The 20,830-nt window shown below is 73.4% G+C and carries 22 protein-coding genes and 1 pseudogene; 11 read left to right on the top strand and 12 right to left on the bottom strand.

All coding sequences use genetic code 11. The features are described from left to right. Positions 1 to 11 precede the first annotated feature (11 nt). Complete coding sequence (locus tag ACWFR1_RS19510; protein WP_453552725.1) at positions 12 to 353, bottom strand: CU044_2847 family protein; 342 nt, start codon at positions 351 to 353, stop codon at positions 12 to 14. A gap of 203 nt (positions 354 to 556) precedes the next feature. On the opposite strand from ACWFR1_RS19510, the gene ACWFR1_RS19505 reads away from it, so the two are divergent. Continuing rightward, the gene (locus ACWFR1_RS19505; protein ID WP_453552723.1) at positions 557 to 964 is read left to right on the top strand and encodes a CoA-binding protein; all 408 of its coding nucleotides are present in this window, start codon (positions 557 to 559) and stop codon (positions 962 to 964) included. Between the two features lie 186 nt (positions 965 to 1,150). Here the strand turns inward: ACWFR1_RS19505 and ACWFR1_RS19500 are convergent. Together ACWFR1_RS19500 and ACWFR1_RS19495 are read right to left on the bottom strand one after the other, a co-directional pair. Then, positions 1,151 to 1,711, bottom strand: a pseudogene (locus tag ACWFR1_RS19500) (YbaK/EbsC family protein). A 44-nt stretch (positions 1,712 to 1,755) separates the two neighbouring features. After that, positions 1,756 to 2,328 (bottom strand): helix-turn-helix domain-containing protein, encoded by a 573-nt coding sequence (locus tag ACWFR1_RS19495; RefSeq protein ID WP_453552721.1) that lies wholly within the window; start codon positions 2,326 to 2,328, stop codon positions 1,756 to 1,758. A gap of 111 nt (positions 2,329 to 2,439) precedes the next feature. On the opposite strand from ACWFR1_RS19495, the gene ACWFR1_RS19490 reads away from it, so the two are divergent. Continuing rightward, entirely contained in the window at positions 2,440 to 3,303 is an 864-nt protein-coding gene (locus ACWFR1_RS19490; protein ID WP_453552719.1) for an EamA family transporter, read from the top strand. A gap of 90 nt (positions 3,304 to 3,393) precedes the next feature. On the opposite strand, the gene ACWFR1_RS19485 is transcribed toward ACWFR1_RS19490, so the two are convergent. Beyond that, a complete protein-coding gene (locus tag ACWFR1_RS19485) occupies positions 3,394 to 4,149 on the bottom strand; it encodes an acyltransferase (RefSeq protein WP_453552717.1) in 756 nt (251 codons plus the stop codon). Positions 4,150 to 4,281: 132 nt separating this feature from the next. Between ACWFR1_RS19485 and ACWFR1_RS19480 the strand changes: the two genes are divergently transcribed. Then, the gene (locus ACWFR1_RS19480; RefSeq protein WP_453552715.1) at positions 4,282 to 4,809 is read left to right on the top strand and encodes a gamma carbonic anhydrase family protein; all 528 of its coding nucleotides are present in this window, start codon (positions 4,282 to 4,284) and stop codon (positions 4,807 to 4,809) included. Positions 4,810 to 4,884: 75 nt separating this feature from the next. Here the strand turns inward: ACWFR1_RS19480 and ACWFR1_RS19475 are convergent, their stop codons facing one another. The 3 genes from ACWFR1_RS19475 to ACWFR1_RS19465 all read right to left on the bottom strand — a co-directional run bounded on the left by ACWFR1_RS19475 (position 4,885) and on the right by ACWFR1_RS19465 (position 9,095). After that, positions 4,885 to 5,541: a DedA family protein gene (locus ACWFR1_RS19475; RefSeq protein ID WP_453552713.1), complete on the bottom strand. Its 657-nt coding sequence runs from the start codon at positions 5,539 to 5,541 to the stop codon at positions 4,885 to 4,887. A gap of 66 nt (positions 5,542 to 5,607) precedes the next feature. Further along, positions 5,608 to 8,238: a beta-glucosidase gene (locus tag ACWFR1_RS19470; protein WP_453552711.1), complete on the bottom strand. Its 2,631-nt coding sequence runs from the start codon at positions 8,236 to 8,238 to the stop codon at positions 5,608 to 5,610. 404 nt (positions 8,239 to 8,642) lie between these two features. Continuing rightward, positions 8,643 to 9,095 carry a DUF4442 domain-containing protein gene (locus tag ACWFR1_RS19465; RefSeq protein ID WP_453552709.1) on the bottom strand — a complete coding sequence of 151 codons (453 nt, stop codon included), beginning with the start codon at positions 9,093 to 9,095 and terminating at the stop codon, positions 8,643 to 8,645. 82 nt (positions 9,096 to 9,177) lie between these two features. Here ACWFR1_RS19465 and ACWFR1_RS19460 point away from each other — a divergent pair, with 82 nt between their 5' ends. Continuing rightward, complete coding sequence (locus ACWFR1_RS19460) at positions 9,178 to 10,317, top strand: hypothetical protein (protein ID WP_453552707.1); 1,140 nt, start codon at positions 9,178 to 9,180, stop codon at positions 10,315 to 10,317. A 64-nt stretch (positions 10,318 to 10,381) separates the two neighbouring features. After that, positions 10,382 to 11,713 (top strand): MFS transporter, encoded by a 1,332-nt coding sequence (locus ACWFR1_RS19455; RefSeq protein ID WP_453552705.1) that lies wholly within the window; start codon positions 10,382 to 10,384, stop codon positions 11,711 to 11,713. Here the strand turns inward: ACWFR1_RS19455 and ACWFR1_RS19450 are convergent. Then, complete coding sequence (locus tag ACWFR1_RS19450; RefSeq protein WP_453552703.1) at positions 11,675 to 12,520, bottom strand: spermidine synthase; 846 nt, start codon at positions 12,518 to 12,520, stop codon at positions 11,675 to 11,677. The two genes, ACWFR1_RS19455 and ACWFR1_RS19450, sit on opposite strands and share 39 nt — an antisense overlap. Before the next feature lie 33 nt (positions 12,521 to 12,553). Continuing rightward, the gene (locus ACWFR1_RS19445; protein ID WP_453552701.1) at positions 12,554 to 13,276 is read right to left on the bottom strand and encodes a DNA alkylation repair protein; all 723 of its coding nucleotides are present in this window, start codon (positions 13,274 to 13,276) and stop codon (positions 12,554 to 12,556) included. Between the two features lie 256 nt (positions 13,277 to 13,532). Between ACWFR1_RS19445 and ACWFR1_RS19440 the strand changes: the two genes are divergently transcribed. From ACWFR1_RS19440 to ACWFR1_RS19415, 6 genes are all read left to right on the top strand, one after another. Next, positions 13,533 to 14,309: a TVP38/TMEM64 family protein gene (locus ACWFR1_RS19440; RefSeq protein ID WP_453552699.1), complete on the top strand. Its 777-nt coding sequence runs from the start codon at positions 13,533 to 13,535 to the stop codon at positions 14,307 to 14,309. Positions 14,310 to 14,444: 135 nt separating this feature from the next. Continuing rightward, entirely contained in the window at positions 14,445 to 15,317 is an 873-nt protein-coding gene (locus ACWFR1_RS19435) for an undecaprenyl-diphosphate phosphatase (protein ID WP_453552697.1), read from the top strand. Beyond that, a complete protein-coding gene (locus tag ACWFR1_RS19430; RefSeq protein WP_453552695.1) occupies positions 15,314 to 15,460 on the top strand; it encodes a hypothetical protein in 147 nt (48 codons plus the stop codon). Before ACWFR1_RS19435 ends, ACWFR1_RS19430 begins: the two co-directional genes overlap by 4 nt. 183 nt (positions 15,461 to 15,643) lie before the next feature. After that, positions 15,644 to 15,808 (top strand): hypothetical protein, encoded by a 165-nt coding sequence (locus tag ACWFR1_RS19425; RefSeq protein WP_453552693.1) that lies wholly within the window; start codon positions 15,644 to 15,646, stop codon positions 15,806 to 15,808. 120 nt (positions 15,809 to 15,928) lie between these two features. Next, a complete protein-coding gene (locus ACWFR1_RS19420; protein ID WP_453552691.1) occupies positions 15,929 to 17,611 on the top strand; it encodes a serine/threonine-protein kinase in 1,683 nt (560 codons plus the stop codon). After that, the gene (locus ACWFR1_RS19415) at positions 17,608 to 18,216 is read left to right on the top strand and encodes a hypothetical protein (RefSeq protein ID WP_453552690.1); all 609 of its coding nucleotides are present in this window, start codon (positions 17,608 to 17,610) and stop codon (positions 18,214 to 18,216) included. Before ACWFR1_RS19420 ends, ACWFR1_RS19415 begins: the two co-directional genes overlap by 4 nt. 35 nt (positions 18,217 to 18,251) lie before the next feature. On the opposite strand, the gene ACWFR1_RS19410 is transcribed toward ACWFR1_RS19415, so the two are convergent. From ACWFR1_RS19410 to ACWFR1_RS19400, 3 genes are all read right to left on the bottom strand, one after another. Then, positions 18,252 to 19,913: a CAP domain-containing protein gene (locus tag ACWFR1_RS19410; RefSeq protein ID WP_453552688.1), complete on the bottom strand. Its 1,662-nt coding sequence runs from the start codon at positions 19,911 to 19,913 to the stop codon at positions 18,252 to 18,254. Between the two features lie 239 nt (positions 19,914 to 20,152). Continuing rightward, positions 20,153 to 20,299, bottom strand: a complete 147-nt coding sequence (locus ACWFR1_RS19405) for a hypothetical protein (RefSeq protein ID WP_453552686.1) — start codon at positions 20,297 to 20,299, stop codon at positions 20,153 to 20,155. A gap of 79 nt (positions 20,300 to 20,378) precedes the next feature. After that, entirely contained in the window at positions 20,379 to 20,597 is a 219-nt protein-coding gene (locus ACWFR1_RS19400; RefSeq protein WP_453552684.1) for a hypothetical protein, read from the bottom strand. Positions 20,598 to 20,830: the final 233 nt, after the last annotated feature.

The raw sequence follows: 20,830 nt of genomic DNA, 5'->3' as shown, positions 1-20,830 counted from the left end.
TCCCCTTCAGGTCAGCCGGTGCGGCGCGAGAGGTCCGACCAGTTCAGGGTGACGGTGAAGTTCGCCTCGGTCCCCGTCGTCGCGATGACGACGTCGGCGCCCGCGGTGAGCGAGATGCCGAACTCCAGGCCGATCTCGTCCGGCGGGTTCTCCATCCGCGTGAACCGGGACACGAAGCTCTCCGCCACGGGCCGAACCGCGTCCAGCATCTGGTCGAGAGTGCGCGTCGCCTGGACGGCGGCGCGCGCACCGCGTCCCACCCGGGTGACCGTGTCCTCGGTCTCCCTGATCCGCACCAGAACCGGCTCCTCGCCGGGACGCCCCGTCGGCACCTGCACCGTCACCTCGGCCATCGCGCGCACTCCCCTTCCCCGCCGTCCACTCGAATGACACGAGCTGACATCAGCGAGAGCGGTGCGGTCAAGGCCACAAGGCGCCAAGTACTGTCCGGGAAAGAGCAGTTGGCAGGACGGGAATCCCGCCGCGGTCGCGCCTGTTGGACTCCGCGACGGTGCCGGACGGGTGCCGTCGAGTCACGGCCCTCAGGAGGCAGCGCGTGTACGGGACCCCGGAGACAATCCGCCAGATCCTCACCCAGAGCGGCGACACCTGGGCGGTCGTCGGCCTGTCGTCGAACCAGCGGCGCGCCGCGTACGGAGTCGCGGCCGTCCTGCAGCGCTACGGCAAGCGGATCGTCCCCGTGCATCCCAAGGCCGAGACGGTCCACGGCGAGCAGGGCTACCCCTCGCTCGACGCCATTCCGTTCCCGGTCGACGTCGTGGACGTGTTCGTGAACAGCGAGCACGCGGGCGGGGTCGCCGACGAGGCGGCCGCGATCGGTGCCAAGGCGGTCTGGTTCCAGCTGGACGTGATCGACGAGGCCGCCTACGCCCGCACCCGCGAGGCGGGCCTGGAGATGGTCATGGATCGCTGCCCCGCGATCGAGATTCCCCGCCTCGGCTGACGAGCGAGGGCCGCGGAGGCCGCCTCGGCGGGGCTCCGCGGCTGTGCGAGACCCGCGCGGCTCAGCGAGGCCCCGCGGATGTGCGAGACCCGCGCGGCTCAGCGAGGCCCCGCGGATGTGCGAGACCCGCGCGGCTCAGCGAGGCCCCGCGGTGCCTCGCCGGGACCCGCCGCCTCGGGGCCGGCCTCAGACGACCGGGACGCCGAGGCCCTCCAGGACCACCGCGCCGGGGAGTTGGGCGAAGGCCTTCCCCGGCACGATGAGCTTTCCGCGCCTGCGGCCGCTGCCGACGAGGACCCACTCGGTGTCCACGACGGCGGCATCGACGAGGAGGGTCCAGTCGGCCGGGAGGCCGATGGGGGTGATGCCGCCGTACTCCATGCCGGCCTCGCCGGTCGCGGTGTCCATCGGCGCGAACGAGGCCTTGCGGGCGCCGAGGCGCTTGCGTACGACCCCGTTGACGTCGACCCGGGCCGCCGACTTCACGACACAGGCGGCCAGGGTCGTCGTCTCGCCGCTTGCCCGCGACGACCACGCAGTTGGCGGACTCGTCGAGCAGCGTGGGTCCGTAGTGCTCCAGGAAGACGGCGGTGTCGGCGACGGCCGGATCGGTGTCGGCGTACACGATCTGCTCGGCCGGTACGGGGCCCTGCCAGGCGCGGAGGGCGGCGCGACGGGCCCGGTGAGCTCGTCGAGGCAGTCGGGGGCGGGGCGGGCGTTGTCGAAGCCTCCGATGGGTGTGCGCATGCGCCGCACGCCAACAACCGGTGCCCGGCCCTCGGACTCCCGTCTCAGCGTGCGGGCGGAATGGAGACGGCCATCGTCATCTCGACCGGCTCGCCCCCGTCGTTGCGGTAGGTGTGCGGCACACTGGCCTCGAAGACCGCGGACGTACCGGCCGGCAGTGTGTGCTCCACGTCGTCGACGACGAGGGTGAGGACTCCGGTGGCGACGTGCAGGAGCTCGGTGGTGCCCTCCGGGTGCGGGTCGGAGTCACTGCCCTCGCCCGGCACGAGGACCCAGGACCAGAGCTCCAGCGGCCCGCGGGCCTCGGTGCCGACCAGGAGGGTGGTGTGGCTGCCGGCGGGGGTCGACCACATGCGGACGGCCTGCTCGGGCGGGACCAGCCGGACCTGGGGGCCCTGCTCGTAGTCGAGGAGGGTGGTGATGGAGACGCCCAGGGCGTCCGCCAGCTTCACCGTGGTGCCGACGCTGGGGTTGGTCCTGGCCTGCTCGATCTGGATGATCATGCCCCGGCTGACCCCGGCCCGGGCGGCGAGCGCGTCCAGGGTGAAGCCCCGCTCCTTGCGCCAGCGCTTCAGGTTCCGGGCGAGCGACTGCGTGAGCTGATCGAGGTCCGACACATTCCGTCCAATATTTTGGATGACAGAGTTCACTGTACTGAACTACGGTGAGCTGTACCCGACCGTTCACTGCACTGTACTGCGTGCCGCCGCACGCGACTGCGAGGATCCATGACCGCCCTGTTCGCCCTGGCCACCGCCTTCCTGTGGGGTCTCGCCGACTTCGGCGGCGGGCTCCTCACCCGCCGGATACCCGCCCTCACGGTCGTCGTGGTCTCCCAGGTCCTCGCGGTCCTCGTCCTCGGCACCCTCGTCCTCGCCACCGGCGCCTGGACCGAGGCGAGCCCCCAGCTCTGGTACGCGGTCGGGGCCGGCGTCGTCGGCCCGGCGGCCATGCTCGCCTTCTACAAGGCGCTCGCCCTCGGCCCCATGGGCGTGGTCTCACCGCTCGGTTCGCTCGGTGTCGTCGTCCCGGTCTCGGTCGGTCTGTTCCTCGGCGACCGCCCCGGCCTCCTCCAGCTCGCGGGCGTCGTGGTGGCGATCGTCGGTGTGACCCTCGCCGGCGGGCCCGAGCTGCGCGGCGCGCCCGTGCAGCGGCAGGCGGTCCTCCTCACGCTCTTCGCGGCCTTCGGCTTCGGCTCGGTGATGGCGCTCATCGCGGAGTCCTCCACCACCGTCACGGGCCTGTTCCTCGCCCTCCTCGTCCAGCGGGTCACGAACGTGCTGGTGGGCGGCGGCGCGCTGTACGCCTCGGTGCGCCGCGGCGGCCGGGCCCTGCCCGAGGGCGGCCCCGCCGTCGTCCGCGCGGCCCTCCCGGCCCTCGCCTTCGTCGGCCTCGCGGACGTCGCGGCCAACGGTACGTACGCGATCGCCGCCCAGCAGGGACCGGTCGTGGTCGCCGCGGTCCTCGCGAGCCTCTACCCGGTGGTCACGGCCCTCGCGGCGTTCGCCTTCCTCAAGGAACGTCTCCGCGCGGTCCAGGCGGCCGGCGCGGCCCTCGCCCTCGGCGGCACGGTCCTCCTGGCCGCGGCCTGAGGGGCCGCGCCGCCGAACCACCGCGAACAGGCCGCCAAGCTTCCGCCATGGGGCCGCGAGCCCGGTCTGACCGTCGGCCGGACACTCCCCCTAGGAGGAGCTGCCCGCCTGCTCGACCTCCCAGGCCGCGAGCGCGGCGAGCTGTTCGGCGGTCACGCCGTCCGGGAGCGGGACCGGGGCAGGGGTGCGCAGCGGGGGCTGCCAGCCCTTCTCCGGGTCCCAGCCGCGCACGACCCTGGCCGGGGCGCCGGCCACCACCGAGTGGTCCGGCACCTCGCCGCGGACGACCGCGCCCGCCGCGACGACGACGTTCCGGCCGATGCGCGCGCCGGGCAGGATCACCGCTCCCGTGCCGAGCCAGCAGCCGGGCCCGATGGAGACGGGCTCCGAGCGGGGCCACTGTCGGCCGATGGGCTCGTCCGGGTCGTCGTAGCTGTGGTTGGTCGAGGTGATGTAGACGTACGGGCCGCAGTACGTGTCCGAGCCGATGGTCACCGTCGTGTCCGCGATGACGTGGCTGCCGCGGCCGAGGACCACCCCGTCCCCGAGGGTGAGGACGGTCTCCGTGCCGAGGTCGAGGCCCGGCAGCATCCCGGCCGTCAGCGTGACCTGTTCGGCGATGATGCAGCACTCGCCGATCTCGATCCACCGCTCGCCGAAGACCGTGCCCTGGGGGAAGGCGAGCCGGGTCCCGGCGCCGAGACGGCGGAAGCGCAGCTTCCCCGGGTGCTCGGCGGTGACGGAACCGGCCTGCTGCGCCCAGCGCCAGCCGCCCTGCACGGCACGGGCGACGACCCTGCGCCGCCAGGCGGCGAGGGATGAGAACGTGTTTCTGTTCCTGGGCACCCGGCCACGGTAGTCGGCGCCGTCGTACCTGATCAGTGCGGTGCGCTGTGATGTCCGTCATGAGCACGGCATAGGGTGCGGCCGGGGGCCACCCCCGGGCGTGACACGACGGCTGACGATCAGGAGCGAACCATGGCAGAGGCGTTGATCAGGGGTGTGGGCGGTAAGGAGCCGCAGATCGACCCGACCGCGTTCACGGCCCCGACCTCCGTGGTACTGGGTGAGGTGACACTCGGCGCCCGCGCCAACATCTGGTACCACACCGTGCTCCGGGCGGACTGCGGCCCCATCGCGATCGGTGAGGACTCGAACATCCAGGACAACACCACGGTCCACGTCGACCCCGGATTCCCGGTCTCGATCGGCGCCCGGGTGACCGTCGGCCACAACGCGACCGTGCACGGCTGTGTGATCGAGGACGACGTGCTCGTGGGCATGGGCGCGACGGTCCTCAACGGGGCCCGGATCGGCGCGGGCTCGCTCGTCGCCGCCCAGGCGCTCGTCCCGCAGGGCATGGAGATCCCGCCGGGTTCGCTGGTCGCGGGCGTCCCGGCGAAGGTCCGGCGCCCGCTCACCGAGGAGGAGAAGGCGGGCATCAAGCTGAACGCCGAGATGTACCTCCACCTCGCCAAGAGCCACGCGGAGGCCTTCGAGGACTGAGCCGTGCGGTACGCACGATCCGTACGCGAAAGAGGGCGGCGCCCATGACGGGTGCCGCCCTCCTTCAGGTCCGGTTCAGTCCCCGACGGCGACCGGCTCCGGCTCCGCGGCGTCCGACCGCTGCTCCGCCGCCGCCTTCTTGGCGCGGTTCTTGATGATCAGCATCGACGCGACACCGATCAGCACGGCGAGGACGAGACCCAGCCAGGAGAAGCGCTTGAGCCAGGCCTCGGCGACGATGCCGACCGAGTAGATGACGGCCGTCGTGCCGCCGGCCCAGAGGATGCCGCCGAAGACGTTGGCGATGAGGAACTTCCAGTACGGCATGTGGAGGACGCCCGCGAGGGGCCCGGCGAAGATGCGCAGCAGGGCGATGAAGCGGCCGAAGAAGACCGCCCACATGCCCCACTTCTGGAAGGAGCGCTCGGCCAGCGCGACATTGGCCTCGCCGCAGTGTTTGGGAAACTTCTTGCCCAGCCAGGCGAGCAGCGGCCTGCCGCCCCTGCGGCCGATCGCGTAACCGATCGAGTCGCCGATGATCGCGCCGGCGGTGGCGCAGGCGCCGAGCACCCACGGGTTGATGTCGCCGTGCTGCGAGGCGAGCAGCGCCGAGCTCACGAGCACGATCTCGCCGGGCAGCGGGATGCCCAGGCTCTCCAGCCCGATCACCACGCCCACCAGCACGTAGATCGCGACCGCAGGGATCGTCTCCAGCCATTCCTGCACGTGCAACGCGGTTCCTCCCGTGTCGGCCGCCCGGCGTGCACCGCGTCGGGCACGCCGGGGCAGCCTACCCGGTCAGGAGGGGCCGACCTCGACGCCGAGGGAGAGGCCGGGATCGGCGGAGGAGGCACCGACGCGGATCCTCCGGCGGCCCGTGCCGAGGAGCCAGTCGTGTCGCGCGGTGTCCCAGGAGGACAGGGTGCGGGCCGTGACGTGGACGGTCACGCGCCTCCGTTCGCCGGCGGCGAGCTCCAGGCGGCGGTAGCCGGCGAGCGCCGCGGCCGGCTGGTCGATGCCGAGGGCGGCGAGGTCCGGGGAGGGGCCGACATAGACCTGGGCGACCTCGACGCCGTCCCGCCGACCGGTGTTGCGGACGGTGAACGTGACGTCGAGGCCACCCCCGTCGGCCCCATCCCCGTCGGCTCCACGCCCGTCGGCTCCACGCCCGTCGGTTCCACGCCCGTCGAGCTGACCGCCCTCACCGGCCTCTCTCCCGGGCCGGACGGTCAGGTCCTCGTACCGGAAGGTCGTGTACGAGAGGCCGTGCCCGAAGGGGAAGAGCGGGGTAACGCCCTGCGCCTCGTACCAGCGGTGGCCGATGTGCACCCCCTCGCCGTACTCCTCCACGCCGTCCAGGCCCGGGTAGCGGCGCGGGTTCCCTGCCGTGGGGTGGCGGTCCTCGGCAGCCGGGAAGGTCTGGGTGAGGCGCCCGCCGGGGTCGGCGTCGCCGAAGAGGACGGCCGTGGTGGCGGCCGCGCCCTCTTGCCCGGGGTAGTACATCTGGAGGACTGCGCCCGTCCGTTCCAGCCACGGCATGGTGACGGCCGAGGAGGTGTTGAGGACGACAGTCGTACGGGCGTTGGCGGCCGTCACCGCCTCGATCAGGGCCTCCTGGTGGCCGGGGAGGGCGAGGCTCACCCGGTCCTGGCCCTCGGTGGCGTCCTCGTACGCGAAGAGGACGACGCTGTGCGCAGCGCGCGCGAGGCGTACGGCTTCGGCCACGTCGGCGGCCCGGGTCGCCCCGGTGACCGCGCGGAGCCGGAAGACCTGTCCGGCGGGTCCGCCCTTGGCGGTGACGGTCAGCTCGTGCGGTCCCGCGGCGAGACGCAGGGTGGCGCGCCGGACGGCCAGTCCGTCGGGCGCCTGACCGAGCAGTCCGCCGTTGAAGATCTCGGCGAAGCCGGGCCTGACGGGGAAGAGCTCGGCGCCGTCAAGGGTGACGGCGGGCCGGGGGCCGCTGGAGTGGACGAAGAAGGTCCACTCGTCGGGGTCGGTGACGGTGAGCGTGAGCGTACGGGTCCAGGTGGCGCCGGCGGCGACGCCGACGCCCTCCAGGTCGACGGCCGGCGACAGCGGTGGCAGCGGCCGGCCGAAGATCTCCTCCCCCACGGCGTACGTGACGGAGGCGTCCTCCCCGGCGGTTTCCCCCGCCCGGGCGCGGATCGTGTCCAGGGGCTTCGCGGCCGCGTCGGGGACGACATGGGCGCTGCCGCCGCCGCTGACGAAGGGCACGGCCGCCGTGGGGCCGATGACCGCGAGGGAGCGGGCGGCCCGGGCGGTGAGCGGCAGGACCCCCCGCTCGTTGCGCAGGAGGGTCGCGCCCGCGGTGGCGACGCGGAGGGCGAGCCGCGCGCCGGAGGCGGCGTCCCTCGCCGGGCGCGCCTGGGTGTCGTCGAGGAGCCCGAAGCGTTCGCGTACGGAGAGGATCCGGCGTACGGCGCGGTCGACCGCGGACTCGTCGATCCGGCCCGCGCGGACGGCGTCCCGGAGCGCGGCGCCGTAGCGGGTGCCGTAGGGCATCTCCATGTCGAGTCCGGCCGCGAGCGCGGAGCCGGTGCCGTGGACGGCGTCCCAGTCGCTCATGACCCAGCCGTCGAAGCCCCAGCGGTCCCGCAGGATCTCGGTGAGCAGGGTGGCGTTCTCGGCGGCGTGGACGCCGTCGACCTTGTTGTACGCGGCCATCACGGCGCCCGCTCCGGCGGCGACGGCGGCCTCGAAGGCGCGCAGCTCGGTCTCGTGCAGGGTCTGTTCGCCGGCGCGTACGTCGACGGTGGCGCGGTCGCGTTCCTGGTTGTTGAGGGCGAAGTGCTTGACGGTGGCGACGAGGCCCTCAGCCTGGATGCCGCGGATCTCCTCGGCGACGAGGTCGGCGGAGAGGAGCGGGTCCTCGGAGAAGGTCTCGAAGTTCCGTCCCGCGTAGGGGGTGCGGATGAGGTTGGCCATGGGGGCGAGCAGTACGTCCTGGCCGAGGGCGCGGCCCTCGCGGCCGATGACCCGGCCGTAGGCGCGGGCAAGGCCGGGGTCGAAGGCGGCGGCGAGCATGACGGGCGCGGGCAGGGCGGTCGCGGTGCGGCGGACGCGGATCCCGGCGGGGCCGTCGGCGAGCCGGAGCGGCGGGATGCCGAGCCGGGGCACGCCGGGGACGTGGCCGGCCTGGCCGAGGCCGGCGGGGTCGCGGGCGCCGTGGAGGAGGGAGACCTTCTCGTCGAGGGTGAGCCGGGCGAGGAGGTCGTCGACCCGGCCGGCGGGCGGGGCGAGGGGGGCCGTCCGCCGGGGCCGCGTACCGGCCGCCGCCACGGGCGAGGCGGCAGCGGCCGCGAGGGCGGCGCCGCCGGTGAGCGCGAGCAGCAGCGCCCGCCGGGAGAACCGCGGTCCGTGCCGACGGGACCGGGCGGACGCGGAAGGCGCGGAAGACGCGGCGGACACGGAAGGCGCGGAAGACGCGGCGGACGCGGCGGACGCGGAAAGCGCGGAAGACGCGGCGGACGCGGCGGACGCGGAAAGCGCGGAAGACGCGGCGGACGCGGCGGACGCGGAAAGCGCGGAAGACGCGGCGGGCGCCGGGACGGCGTAGCCCGGTCGCATCGGTACGGCGCGGTCCGGTTCCACCGGCACGGCGGACGCCGGTTCCAGCCGGACGGCGGGTTCGGATGACGGTTCGTCGGACACGCGGCGGCTCCTCGGCACGGGGTGCGGCGGGCCCGGCCCGGGTGCGGCCGTGCCCTGACGGCACTATGCGTGACGGGATGTCCGATTCCGTGTCGGCGGCCCGGAACACGGCCGCCCCCGCACCCGAAGGGGTGGCGGGGGCGGCGCACAACTGCCCCGAGTCAGGCGATCGGACGCAGGGTCCAGACGACGGTCATCTCGCCGGTCACGGCGCCGTCCTCGCGGGTGATGTCGATCCGCACCGGGAACTCCGGCCGCTGTCCGGCGTCGAGTTCGGCGACGACCTCGGCTGCGGGGCGGCCCAGGATGGCGGTGGCCGTGACGACGCCCTTGGCCAGCTTCTTGTAGCCGATCTCCGCGCTGACGGCGAGCGGGACGGCGCGGCCCAGCTGGTCGCCGAAGGCGGCGAGCACGATCGCACCGCTGGCGGACTCGGCCAGGGTGAACATCGCTCCGGCGTGCGGGCCGCCGAGGTGGTTGTGGTAGGCGGGCTGGTCCGGCAGGCGCACGACGGCGCGCTCGGCGGTGGTCTCCAGGAACTCCAGGTTCAGGGTTCCGGCCATGGGGACCGTGGCGGCGAGCATCTCGCCGACGTTGCTCTGGTCTGCGCTCATGGCCGTGATGTTACCCACGAGTAGCAGCCTTGGCCATCCCTCTCGTGGCCCTGCCGAGGCCACACCTCTATCGTTACTGGCCATGTGGCCAGGACAGCAGCCGCCCGGGGGCGAGCAGAACCCGCAGGATCAGAGTCAGAACCCCTACCAGCAGTCGGGGTACCAGCAGCCGAACCCGTATCAGCAGCCGCCGGCCCAGCCCGGTTACCCGCAGCAGCCCGCGCAGCCGGGCTACCCGCAGCCGGGGTACGGACAGCAGGGCTATCCGCAGCAGGCCGGATACGGGCAGCCGAACCCGTACCAGCAGCCGACCGTTCCGCAGTACGCGGTCCCGGGACAGGGGCAGGTGCCGGGGCAGCCCGGCGCGCCCGGTTTCGGCGGCCCCGGCGGGCCCGGCGAAGGCAAGAAGAAGACGACCCTCGTCGCGATCGTCGCCGCGACCGCCGTGGTCGTCGCGGCCGGCGTCACCGGCTTCCTCGTCCTCGGCGACGACGACGAGAAGAAGCCGGTCGCCGACGACAAGAAGCCGTCCGTGACGGCGACGCCGCCGACCTCCGGCACACCGTCCGAAAGCGGCGAGTCCTCCGCGCCGCCCCTCGACAACCCGCGCGACGGCGCCGCCCAGCAGCCGACGATCCCCGGCTGGAAGGTCGTCCACAACCCCAAGTACGGCACCCTGTTCGACGTACCGCCCGAGTGGGAGGTGCTGAAGCCGGGGATGATCAGCGCGTTCGAGGACGAGAAGAAGAACGACGGCACCCCGCTGGTCACGATGTCCAGCCCCACCGTCTTCAAGAGCAATTGGTGCGCCTATGACACCGACAAGAACGGCACCGAGTCGACCTGGGACCTGAGCGCCGCCGGAACCAAGGGCGGGCAGGGCGCCAAGAACACATGGGACGCCGCGCGCGGCGAGGCAGGTACATGGGTGTGGGCGGCCTACGCCCAGCACATGCCCAAGAGCACCATCAAGATCTCAAAGCCCGTGCCGTACACGACGGCGTCCGGGCTCAAGGGCAGCATGGCGACCGCCACGGCGCCCGGTGTGAAGAAGCGCAACAAGTGCGAATCCGACGGCAAGTCGATCGCCTTCACCTTCAAGAACGCCAAGGGCGACTTCTCGACCTTCGTGCTCTACGGCGCCGACGGCGTCAAGGACGAGCTGCCGGACGCCACCATCAAGAAGATCCTCTCCACGGTCAGGCTCACCACCCCGTCCTGACGACGGCTTTCGCCGTCCGGATACCGGTTTGGCAGGAGGGGGAGGCGACAGGGATAGTCCCGGAGTGAAGAATCCCGCCGCCTCCTCCCGCCGCACTCCCCTCGCTTCTCGGCGACCCGAGTGGGCGGGTCGCAACTACGTCCTGCTCACGGCCGCCACGGTCGTGACCAACCTCGGTGCGCACGGCGCGCTGATCGCCACCACGTGGGCGGTCTTCGAGAGCGGCGGCAGCCCGGGCGAGGTGGGACTCGTCGCGATGGCCCGGTTCCTGCCACTCGTCCTCTTCCTGCTCATCGGCGGCGCGGTGGCCGACCGGATACCCCGCCACCGCGTGATGGTCGCTGCCAACGCCCTCAACTGCGTCTCGCAGGCCGTCTTCGCCGTCCTCGTCCTCTCGGGCGGGGCGCGGATCTGGCAGATGATGCTGCTCACCGCCCTCTGCGGCGCCGGGCAGGCGTTCTTCAACCCGGCGGCCGAGGGCATGCTGATGAGCAGCGTCAGCGGGGAGCAGGCCGGCCGGGCGTTCGCCGTCTACCGGATGGCCATGCACGGCGCCGGGATCGGCGGAGCCGCGCTGGGCGGCGCGCTGGTCGCCTTCGTCGGGCCCGGCTGGGTCCTCGCGATCGACGCTCTCGCCTTCGCCGTCGCGGGCGGGCTGCGCGCCTTCCTCGACGTGAGCGGCACCCCCGATCGGGCGCCGAGCGGCGGGCTCTTCGCCGATCTGCGGGAGGGCTGGCAGGAGTTCGTCAGCCGGCCGTGGCTGTGGTCGATCGTGGCCCAGTTCTCGGTGGTCGTGGGCCTCATCGGCGCGGTCGAGGCGGTGTTCGGACCACTGGTCGCCCGGGACGAGCTCGGCGGCGCCCGCCCGTGGGGCATCGCGCTCGCCGCGTACGGGGTGGGGACCCTCGCGGGCGCCGTCCTGATGACCCGGTGGAAGCCGCGGCGGCTGCTGTTCGTCGGCACGCTCTGCGTCTTCCCGATAGCGCTGCCCTCGGCGGCGCTCGCCGTGCCGCTCGACGCGGTGGGGCTCACGGTCGCGATGTTCATCAGCGGCGCGGCGATCGAGGTCTTCGGCGTCTCGTGGATGACGGCCCTGCACCAGGAGATCCCGGAGGAGAAGCTCTCCCGGGTCTCCGCCTACGACTGGTTCGGCTCGACCGCCCTGCTGCCGCTGTCCACCGCGCTCGCCGGCCCCGCCGAGAGCGCGTTCGGCCGGAGCGAGGCCCTGTGGGGCGCGGCGGCGCTGATGGTGTTCGTCACCGCGCTGGTCCTGCTGGTGCCGGACGTACGGAACCTGACCCGCCGTCCGCAGACGAAGGAGGTCGTGCGCACGGCCCCGGAGAAGGCGCCGGCCGACTCAGCCGATCCCGAAGGCGCCCTCCGGCGGAACGGGTGACGGTACGGCCCCGGAGTCCAGGACGGGCTCCGCTTTCCCGGTGAACCGGTCGAGCGTCGCCCCGTGCTCCACGCGCGCGGGGAACGCGTCCGCGGCGGCCCGCCGGGCGAGGTGGGCGATGTCGATCTCCCGGCCGGAGGCGACCAGGACCGCGTTCCCGAAACGGCGGCCGCGCAGCACGGCCGGTTCGGCGACGAGGGCCAGCTCGGGGAAGACGGCGGCGAACGTGGCGAGCTGGGAGCGGAGGAACGCGAAGGGCGCGCCGTCGGCGAGGTTGGCGGCGTAGAGCCCGCCGGGCCGCAGGACGCGCCGGACCTCCCGGGCGTACTCGACGGAGGTGAGGTGCGCGGGTACCCGCGAGCCGCCGAAGACGTCGCCGATGATCAGATCGGCCGAGGCGTCCGGCGCGGTCTCCAGCCAGAGCCGGGCGTCGGCGCCGTGCACGGTGACTCCCGAGCCCGCGGGCAGCGGCAGGTGCTCGGCGACGAGGGCGAGCAGCTTCCGGTCCGCCTCCACGACGTCCTGGCGCGAGCCGGGCCGGGTGGCGGAGACGTACCGGGGAAGCGAGAGGGCCCCGCCACCGAGGTGGAGGACGTCCAGCGGTTCGCCCTCGCCGGCGGCGCCGTCGACGACATGGGCGAGCCGGCGCGCGTACTCGAACTCCAGGTACGCCGGATCGTCCAGGTCGACGTACGACTGGGGTGCGCCGTCGACCGTCAGGAGCCACGCCTGCTCCCGGTCCACGTCGGGCATGAGGCGCGCGGTGCCCTGGTCGACCTCGCGGAGGACGGGAATGTGCTCGTTCACGCTCTCATTGTGCGGTGCTTCCCGTACGGAACGTCAGCCGAGGTGCTTGAGGGCCTCGCGGACGGAGAGCGGCGAGAGCAGGGAGCGGTTTCCGGCCACGAAGGCGCGCACCTCGCCGGGGGCGGTCCTGCCGTACTCGCGCAGGCTCCAGCCGATCGCCTTGCGGACGAAGAAGTCGGGGTGGCCGGCCTGGCGCAGACAGTAGGCGAAGAGCCGGTCGGCGTCGGTGGCGTCCTTGAAGCGGAGCTGGTGGAGGAGCGCGGTGCGGGCCACCCACAGGTCCTCGTCCTCGATCCACTCGTCCATACGGGCCGCGAGGGCCGGGTCGGCCCCGACGAGACCACCGACGACATGGGCGGCGAGGTGGTCGACGGTGTCCCACCAGGAGACGGTGGTGACGAGCCGGCGGGCGACGGGGAGGAAGCCGGAGGAGCAGCGCTTCACATGGCGGCGGAGGTAGTCGACGGCGAAGTAGTGGTACTCGCGCTCGGGCAGGGCGAAGCAGCGCAGGGCGATCGCGGTGCAGTCGTCCTCGTCGGGGCGGGGGGTGCCGTCGAGGACCGTGCGGGACAGGGCGCGGCGCTCGGGGGTGCGTACGCCGAGGAAGGGGGCGACGCCCTTCATGTACGCGACCATCTCCTGGGCCCGGAAGGGGTTCCCCGCGGCCGGATAGAGCGTGGTGAGCCGGTCCAGGACGGTGTCGGCGAGGGCGCTGCCGGGGAGAGCAAGGCCGTCGGTCGGCGCGAGGTCGTTCACGGGTCCCTCCGGTCACTGCGTGGTGCGGACTGCGGACTGCGGACTTGCTGTGCTCCGGACCCGGCGTACTGCGGGCCCGGCACGGTGCGGACTCCGACCCCCGCGTGCTGCGGGCCGGCACGGTGCGGACCCCGGAGACCCGGCGTGCTCCGGGCCCGGCGTGGTGCGGCCCCCGGGAGACCCGGCGTGCTGCGGGCCCGAGCGGACATGACGCGCATTACGGCGATCATACGGACCCGTCCGCTACTCTCCCCGAATGCTCGCTCCCGCGCCCCGGCCGCCGGGCTCCCTCGCCGTCCGCTGCTCCCAGGCCCTGCTCTCGCCCCGAGCGCGGCTCTCGATGCTCGCCCTGCTGCTGCTCTGCGGGGCGGGGCTCGTGCTGCTGTACGAGCCCCAGCGGCTGCTGTCCTCGGGCTGGCCGCCACAGACGAGCGGCGCGGCCGCGGTCCTGCTCTTCGGTCTCGCGTACGGCGTGTGCACGGCGGCCTTCGTGCCGCGCCCGGTGCTCAATCTGGCGGCGGGGGCGCTGTTCGGTTCCGCGGCCGGTCTGACGGCGGCGGTGGCGGGGACGGTGCTCGGCGCCGCGATCTCCTTCACCCTCGGCCGGGTCCTGGGACAGGACGCGCTGCGGCCGTTCGTCCGGGGCCGCTGGCTGACGGCCGCGGACGGGCAGCTGAGCCGGCACGGCTTCCGTTCGATGCTGGCGATCCGGCTCTTCCCGGGGTTCCCCTTCGCGGCGGCCAACTACTTCGCGGCGGTCTCCCGGATGGGGTACGTGCCGTTCCTCCTGGCGACGGCGATCGGCACGGTGCCGAACACGGCCGCGTACGTGATCGCGGGCTCCCAGGCCGATTCGCCGGGGTCACCGGCCTTCCTCTTCTCCGCGGGGTTCATCGTCCTGTCGGGCCTCGGCGCGGCGGTGGTGGCCTGGCGCAAGCGCCACGGCCTGCGGGCCCCGGGCAGGGGTACGGACACGGACACGGTCCCTGCCACGGCTTCCGCTCCCGCGCGGGAGCCGGTCGGCACGGTCTGAGGACGACGCCCCCGACGGCGGCGACGCCTGATCACGGGAGCATCACGGACCTGATCACGGGCCCGTCACTTCGGGACGGTACGCTGCGCTCGACCTTCTGACCGCACACGTACATCACGGGACGGCCCTAGCCCCATGAGTTGGTTCGAATCGTTCATCCTCGGACTCGTGCAGGGGCTGACGGAGTTCCTTCCCATCTCCTCCAGCGCGCACCTCCGGCTGACCGCGGCGTTCGCGGGCTGGCACGACCCGGGCGCGGCATTCACCGCGATCACCCAGATCGGTACGGAGACCGCCGTCCTGATCTACTTCCGCAAGGACATCGCGCGGATCGTCTCGGCCTGGTTCCGTTCCCTCACCGACAAGTCGATGCGCTCGGACCACGACGCCCAGATGGGCTGGCTGGTCATCGTCGGCTCGATCCCGATCGGTGTCCTCGGCATCACGCTCAAGGACCAGATCGAGGGCCCCTTCCGCGACCTGCGGCTGATCGCGACCACTCTGATCGTCATGGGCGTCGTCCTCGGCGTCGCGGACCGGCTGGCCGCGCGGGACGAGGCCGGCGGCCGCCACCGGGTCGTCCGCGAGCGCAAGTCGCTCAAGGACCTCAGCGTGAAGGACGGCCTGATCTTCGGCGTCTGCCAGGCGATGGCCCTGATCCCGGGCGTCTCCCGCTCGGGCGCGACGATCTCCGGCGGTCTGCTCATGGGCTACACCCGCGAGGCGGCCGCCCGCTACTCCTTCCTCCTCGCGATCCCGGCCGTCCTGGCCTCGGGCGCGTACGAGCTGAAGGACGCGGGCGAGGGGCACGTCTCCTGGGGCCCGACGATCTTCGCCACGATCATCGCCTTCTTCGTGGGCTACGCGGTGATCGCCTGGTTCATGAAGTTCATCACCACGAAGTCCTTCATGCCCTTCGTGATCTACCGCATCCTGCTCGGCATCCTGCTCTTCATCCTGGTCGGCACGGACGTCCTGAGCCCTCACGCGGGCGAGTCCGCCGGGTGACCCGGGGCGATGGCGATCGGTGGCAGCTGTCACCGACCGCGCGGGCCCTGCGCACCATGACCGAGGGCGAACTCGACGCCCTCGGCTCCGCTCTGGGCGCGCTTCAGTCGCTCAACCGGAACCTGCACCGCCCCGCCCACTGAGCACGTGCGCCCGACCCCTCGGGTCCGGCGCACCGACCGCCGCGGGGCTCCGCCCCTCGCGCTCCGGTCGTCTGCGTACCGGACGCGGGTTCCGTCGTTTCCGCGGACAGGGGCACGCCCCGTCCGCGCCTTTCGTCATGACGAGGACGCGATGGCCATGGGGGTCGCCCTCTCTCCGGTGAGATGCCCGCCCAGCTGAGGGTCGCCGTCGCCGAGGGAAGCCACCTGGCGTTCATGAACGGCGTACACACCGCCGTGCTGGTGGCCGGCGCGCTGTGCGTCGCCGGTGCCACGCTCGCCGCGTTCGGCGTGCGGCGTACTCCTGAGGCCGCTCGTCACGGCGGCTGACCGGGCCGCACGGATGAGGGGCCCGCTCGACTGAGATCCACGCGCTCCGCCGGGAACCGGCCGTGGCCCGAATCTGTCCCTCTCAGGGGAAGGCACGGGCACGGTGTCGAGGGGGCGGGGATGAACGCATGGGTGGTCCCGGGGTACACCGAGGTCCGGGAGCTGGGGGCCGGCGGCAGCGGGCGGGTCGTGCTCGCCACGCACGACGCCGCCGGCCTGCCCGTCGCCGTGAAGTACCTGAGTGAGCGGTTCTCCTCGGACGACACGTTCGTGCAGGGCTTCCGGGCCGAGGCCCGGCTGCTCGGGGAGCTGGACAGTCCGCACGTCGTGGGGTTCTACGAGTACGTCGAGACCCCACGGGGTGCGGCGATCGTGATGGAGCTGGTCGACGGGGTCGCGCTGCGCGCCCTCCTCGCCCGGGAGGGCGCCACCGGCCCCGAGGCCGCTCTCGTCGTCCTCAAGGGATCGCTGCTCGGCCTCGCCGCCGCTCACCGGGCCGGCGTCGTCCACCGCGACTACAAGCCCGAGAACGTCCTCGTCTCCGCCGACGGGTCGTCGAAACTCGTCGACTTCGGCATCGCGACGGGCCAGGGCGCCACACCGGGAGTCGCCGGGACACCCTCCTACATGGCGCCCGAGCAGTGGAACGGCGCTCCCGCCTCCCCCGCGGCCGACGTCTACGCGGCGACCGCCACCTTCTTCGAGTGTCTGACCGGGCACAAGCCGTTCTCCGGCGACAACTTCGCCGAACTCGCCCTCCACCACCTGGACACGCCGGTCCCCGACGGGGAGGCACCGGAGCCGCTGCGCCCGCTCATCCGGCGCGGCCTCGCCAAGTCGCCGCACGAACGGCCGGAGAACGCCGCCGCGTTCGTGACCGAGCTGGAGTCGGTCGCCACGGCCGCGTACGGACCGGACTGGGAAGAGCGGGGCCGGGGGCGGCTGGCCGCCCTGGCCGCGCTTCTGCCGTTGCTGTTCCCGTCCACCGGCGGCGTGTCGGAGGGGGTGACCTCGCTCGCCACCACGACCCTGGCCCCACCGCCGCCCCGCCTCCGGCGGCGTCTTCCCCGCGGACTGCCCGCGGGTGCGGCCGCGCTCGTCCTGGCCCTGCTGCTCGCTCTCGCCGCCCGGGCCGGGAGCGAGGAGCCCGACGGCGACGAGGCCGCCGCACGGACCTTCGCCACGACGAGCGCCGTGCCGACCACGCTCCCGCCGGATCCCACCGCATCGGCCCCACCCCCGACACCGACAGCGCCCTCACCGACGTCGACGGCTCCCACCCCGACGTCTCCTGAACCCTCCGCGTCGGAGAACCCTCAGCCGAGCGGCACCCCGGACGAGTCCCCCGGCGACGGCACGACCACCGGACCGACCGTGACCCCGACGCCGACCGTCCCCCCGGGTTCGACGTCGCCGGCCGGCACCCCGCCGACGACCCCGCCCAGTACGCCCCCGACGACCGCGCCCCCCACCCCGCCGGTCTCCGTGAGGGCGGTCTCCGTCAGCGGCCTGCGCCAGACCGGGCCGACCACCGCAACGGCCACCGTCGACGTCACCACGGACGGGACGGAACCCGTGACGATCCTCGTCGAATGGTTCACAGGGGACGAGCAGGGAGCGCCCGGCTCGTCCGACGGCTCCGAGACCTTCCGGCGCGAAGGCGCCACCCAGTACACCCTCACCCTCACCCACGACGTCCGGGGCACCGGGTGCTACTGGGGGGCGCGCGCCACCACCGACCCCGCCGCCACCGACAGCGGCTCCCTGCGGCAGGTCTTCATCAGGCGGTGCACGATCTCATGAACGACGACGACTACAGCGCCACCGAACTCGGCAGCCACTGGTTCGAGCGTCCGACGCCCGAAACGGCACCCGTCCGGGCCGCCGAGGGCGAGGTCCTGCGGTTCGGCCCCGGCGTGACGGCGGCCGCCGTACTGCGCGCCGGGAACACCCCCACCGCCGTCGAGATCTGGCACGGCACCCTCCCCGGCGCCCCCGCACCGCGCACCGCCCGCGCCCGGTGGCCGCGCCGATACGCACTCGCCGGCGTCGTCCTGGCCGCTGTCCTCGCCTTCCTCGCCTGGCAGCGCTACGGGCCCCGGGTCGCGGTACGGGACGTCACGGTCACCGCCGCCGAGCAGCGCCTCGGCTGCGACGGCACGGCCGATGTCGTGGGCGTCGTCCGTACGGACGGGCGTCCGGGCACCCTCACGTACCGCTGGGAACGCAGCGACGGAACCCGGTCGGACCCCCTGCGCGAACGACTGGCCCGCGGACAGGAGGAGGCCCGGCTTCACCTCCTGTGGACGTTCCACGGATCCGGTACGCACCAGGCCGTGGCGCGCCTCGTCATCACCTCGCCCACCGCCCACTCCTCGGCGGCGACGTTCACGTACCACTGCGGCTGACGCGCGGGGCGGTTGCGAGGCCGCCCCGGGTGTCGTCAGCGTGCGCCGAACACCTGCGTCCAGTAGGGGCCGCCCTCGGTGTGGACGCCTGTCCCCATCTCCTTGAAGTCGCAGTTGAGGATGTTCGCCCGGTGGCCCGGGCTGTTCATCCAGGCCTCCATGACCTGCTCCGGACCGCTCTGGCCCTTCGCGATGTTCTCCCCGTACGTCGACCACGGGTACCCGGAGGCGGTGACGCGCTCGCCCGGTCCGTCGCCGTCCGGATTGGTGTGGTCGAAGAAGTCCCGCGCGGCCATGTCGTCGGAGTGGCCCTGAGCCGCGTCGGCCAGGGTCGCGTTCGCCGTGAGAGGGCCGCAGCCCGCCTTCGCGCGCTCCGCGTTGACGAGGCTCAGAACCTGGTCGGCGACCGACCCCTTGCCGGATCCGTCCTGCGTGCCCGCCCCGGTGCCGGTGCCGGTCCGGGTGGGTTCGGGCTCAGGCGCGGGCTCCGAGGTGCGGGGAGCGTGCGTCCTCGCCGGTGCGGGTGTGGCGGTGGGAGTCGGACCCGCTGACGTGGTGGTGGCCTCGGTTCGGGCGCTGCGCGAGGGCGTGGCCGGGCCGGGGTGCGAGGTGGGAGCGGTCGCGGTCGTGGGGACCGACCGCGTCGGTGTGGAGGAGGCTGAGGCGGAGGTGCCGCCCGCCGGCTCGTGTGATGCGGACGGCAGGTCCGGAGCCGGGGCGGCCGCACGGTTCCGGTCGTTCCCGTCTCCGGTGCGTCCGGTGCTCAGGAAGAACGATCCGCCGGCCAGGGCCATGACCGCGAGCCCCGTGGTCACGATCACCCTGCGGCGACCGCGTTCCCGCTCCTGACGCCGGCGACGACGGGTACTTCGGGTGCTCCGCCGGCCCTGCCCCGGCCGGGCGGAGTCGTACGACCGCGTCCCGATCCCGCGGACGTCCGCGAGCAGGTGCGTCGGCGGCGGCACCAGCGGCAGTCCCGCCAGCAGCGCCTCGGCCGGTACGAGGCCGTTCCCGTACGCGGCGCACTGCCCGCAGCCGCCCACGTGCCGGGCGAGGTGCTCGCGCCACGGGGCGGAGGGGTGTCCGTCCCACGTTCCCGCCTCGTACCGCAGCCCCTGGCACGGCGGATCCGCCGCCAGCGCTCCGACGACGAGCCGGGCCGCCTCGAACCTGAGCCGTATCCCTTCCCACCGGGCCGCGGTGTGCTCGACGGACCACCGCAGAGCCGTCGCGGCCTCGTACCGACTGATCTCGCCACCGCACTCCAGCCACCACAGGGCCAGCGGTCCGCCGTCCTCGGGCTCGATCCAGCGAGCCGCCGCCGCGGCCTCAGCGCTCTGGGCCGAGAGGTGGAGCCGTCCCACGGTCAGGTCCGCGAAGTCCGGACCGGGCACGGCGGACACGCCCGGGTCGCCGAGGAGGGGAGAGCGCTGCGCGTGTTCGCGGGCCGCACGCATGGCGAGGCCCAGCAGCCAGGGGCGGAACGCGGCCGGCTCCCGCGGAACTCCAGGTCCGTCGAGAGCCCTCAGCATCGTCTGCCGTACGAGGTCGTCGACACCCTGGTGTCCGTTCAGGGCGCGGCCCATCAGGTTGTAGACGAGGGGCAGATGGGTGGCGATCACCTGCCCCCTCGCCCATGCGTCGTCGCCCCTCTGCGCCTCCCTGATCGGTTCCACGGCTTCCGTGCTCGCGCCCATGCCCTGCTTCACTTTGTGCGTCCCATCCGTTCGATGCCGGCCCAGGGGAGACCCCCGGAACGGAACCGGATAACGGAAATCGGAACGGCAGCCGCGGCAGGCGCGTGAAGTACCGGGAAGGGGTCAGACGCCGGGGAGCACGCCTCCACCGGAACAGGAGCCGGGGAGGACCCCGCACGGTCGGCGCAGAGCGGCGCGTACCTCACGACCGCTCAGGGCGTCCGGCTGCACGAGAGCGATCAGTCGTCGACGAGCCGGCCGAGGACCGAGCGGTCACGGAGGTTCTGGATCTTCGCGGCGTCCTCGGTGGCCCGGTTCGTCTCGATGAAGACCGAGGCCCAGGGGCCGGAACGTTCCAGAAGGGGTGTGAAGAAGTCGAGGTCCATCGTGTCCCCAGAAGATGTCGGGGCATCGGTGCCCGAGCCTGCGCCTTTCGGCCGGTCACGGTCACCGGTTCGGTGTCGCTCACCTCTCGCGGCGCCTCTTCGTCTCCTCCCTCCTGTCCTCGTCCTCCGTACGGCGTTCGCCCTCCGCCTGGGAGGGGGTGGTCTGCCGCATGGCGTCGTCGCCGTCCCCCAGCAGCTGTGCCTCGCGGGCGCGGGCGGCCTCACGGTCCAGCTCGTGCTGCCGCCTCGCCGCGTCGTCCGACCCGTGCTCGCGGGGTCCGTCCCTGCGCGCGCTCATGGCCTGCCTCCGCTCGTCGAGGTCCCCGGAAGGCGACTGCCCCGGCTCACGCCGGGCATGCGGGTCCCCCGGCTACAGCCCGCTCACGTCGGGTCACGGTACGGCGCGAGGCCTGGCGTGCCGGGCACTCGGCGGTCGCGGTACGGCGCGAGGCCTGGCGTGCCGGGCACTCGGCGGTCGCGGTACGGCGCGAGGCCTGGCGTGCCGGGCACTCGGCGGTCGCGGTACGGCGC

It is taken from the genome of Streptomyces sp. NPDC055103 (genome assembly GCF_053607625.1).
The sequence above is the reverse complement of the archived record's forward strand: the minus strand, read 5'-3'. Positions and strand labels throughout refer to the sequence as shown.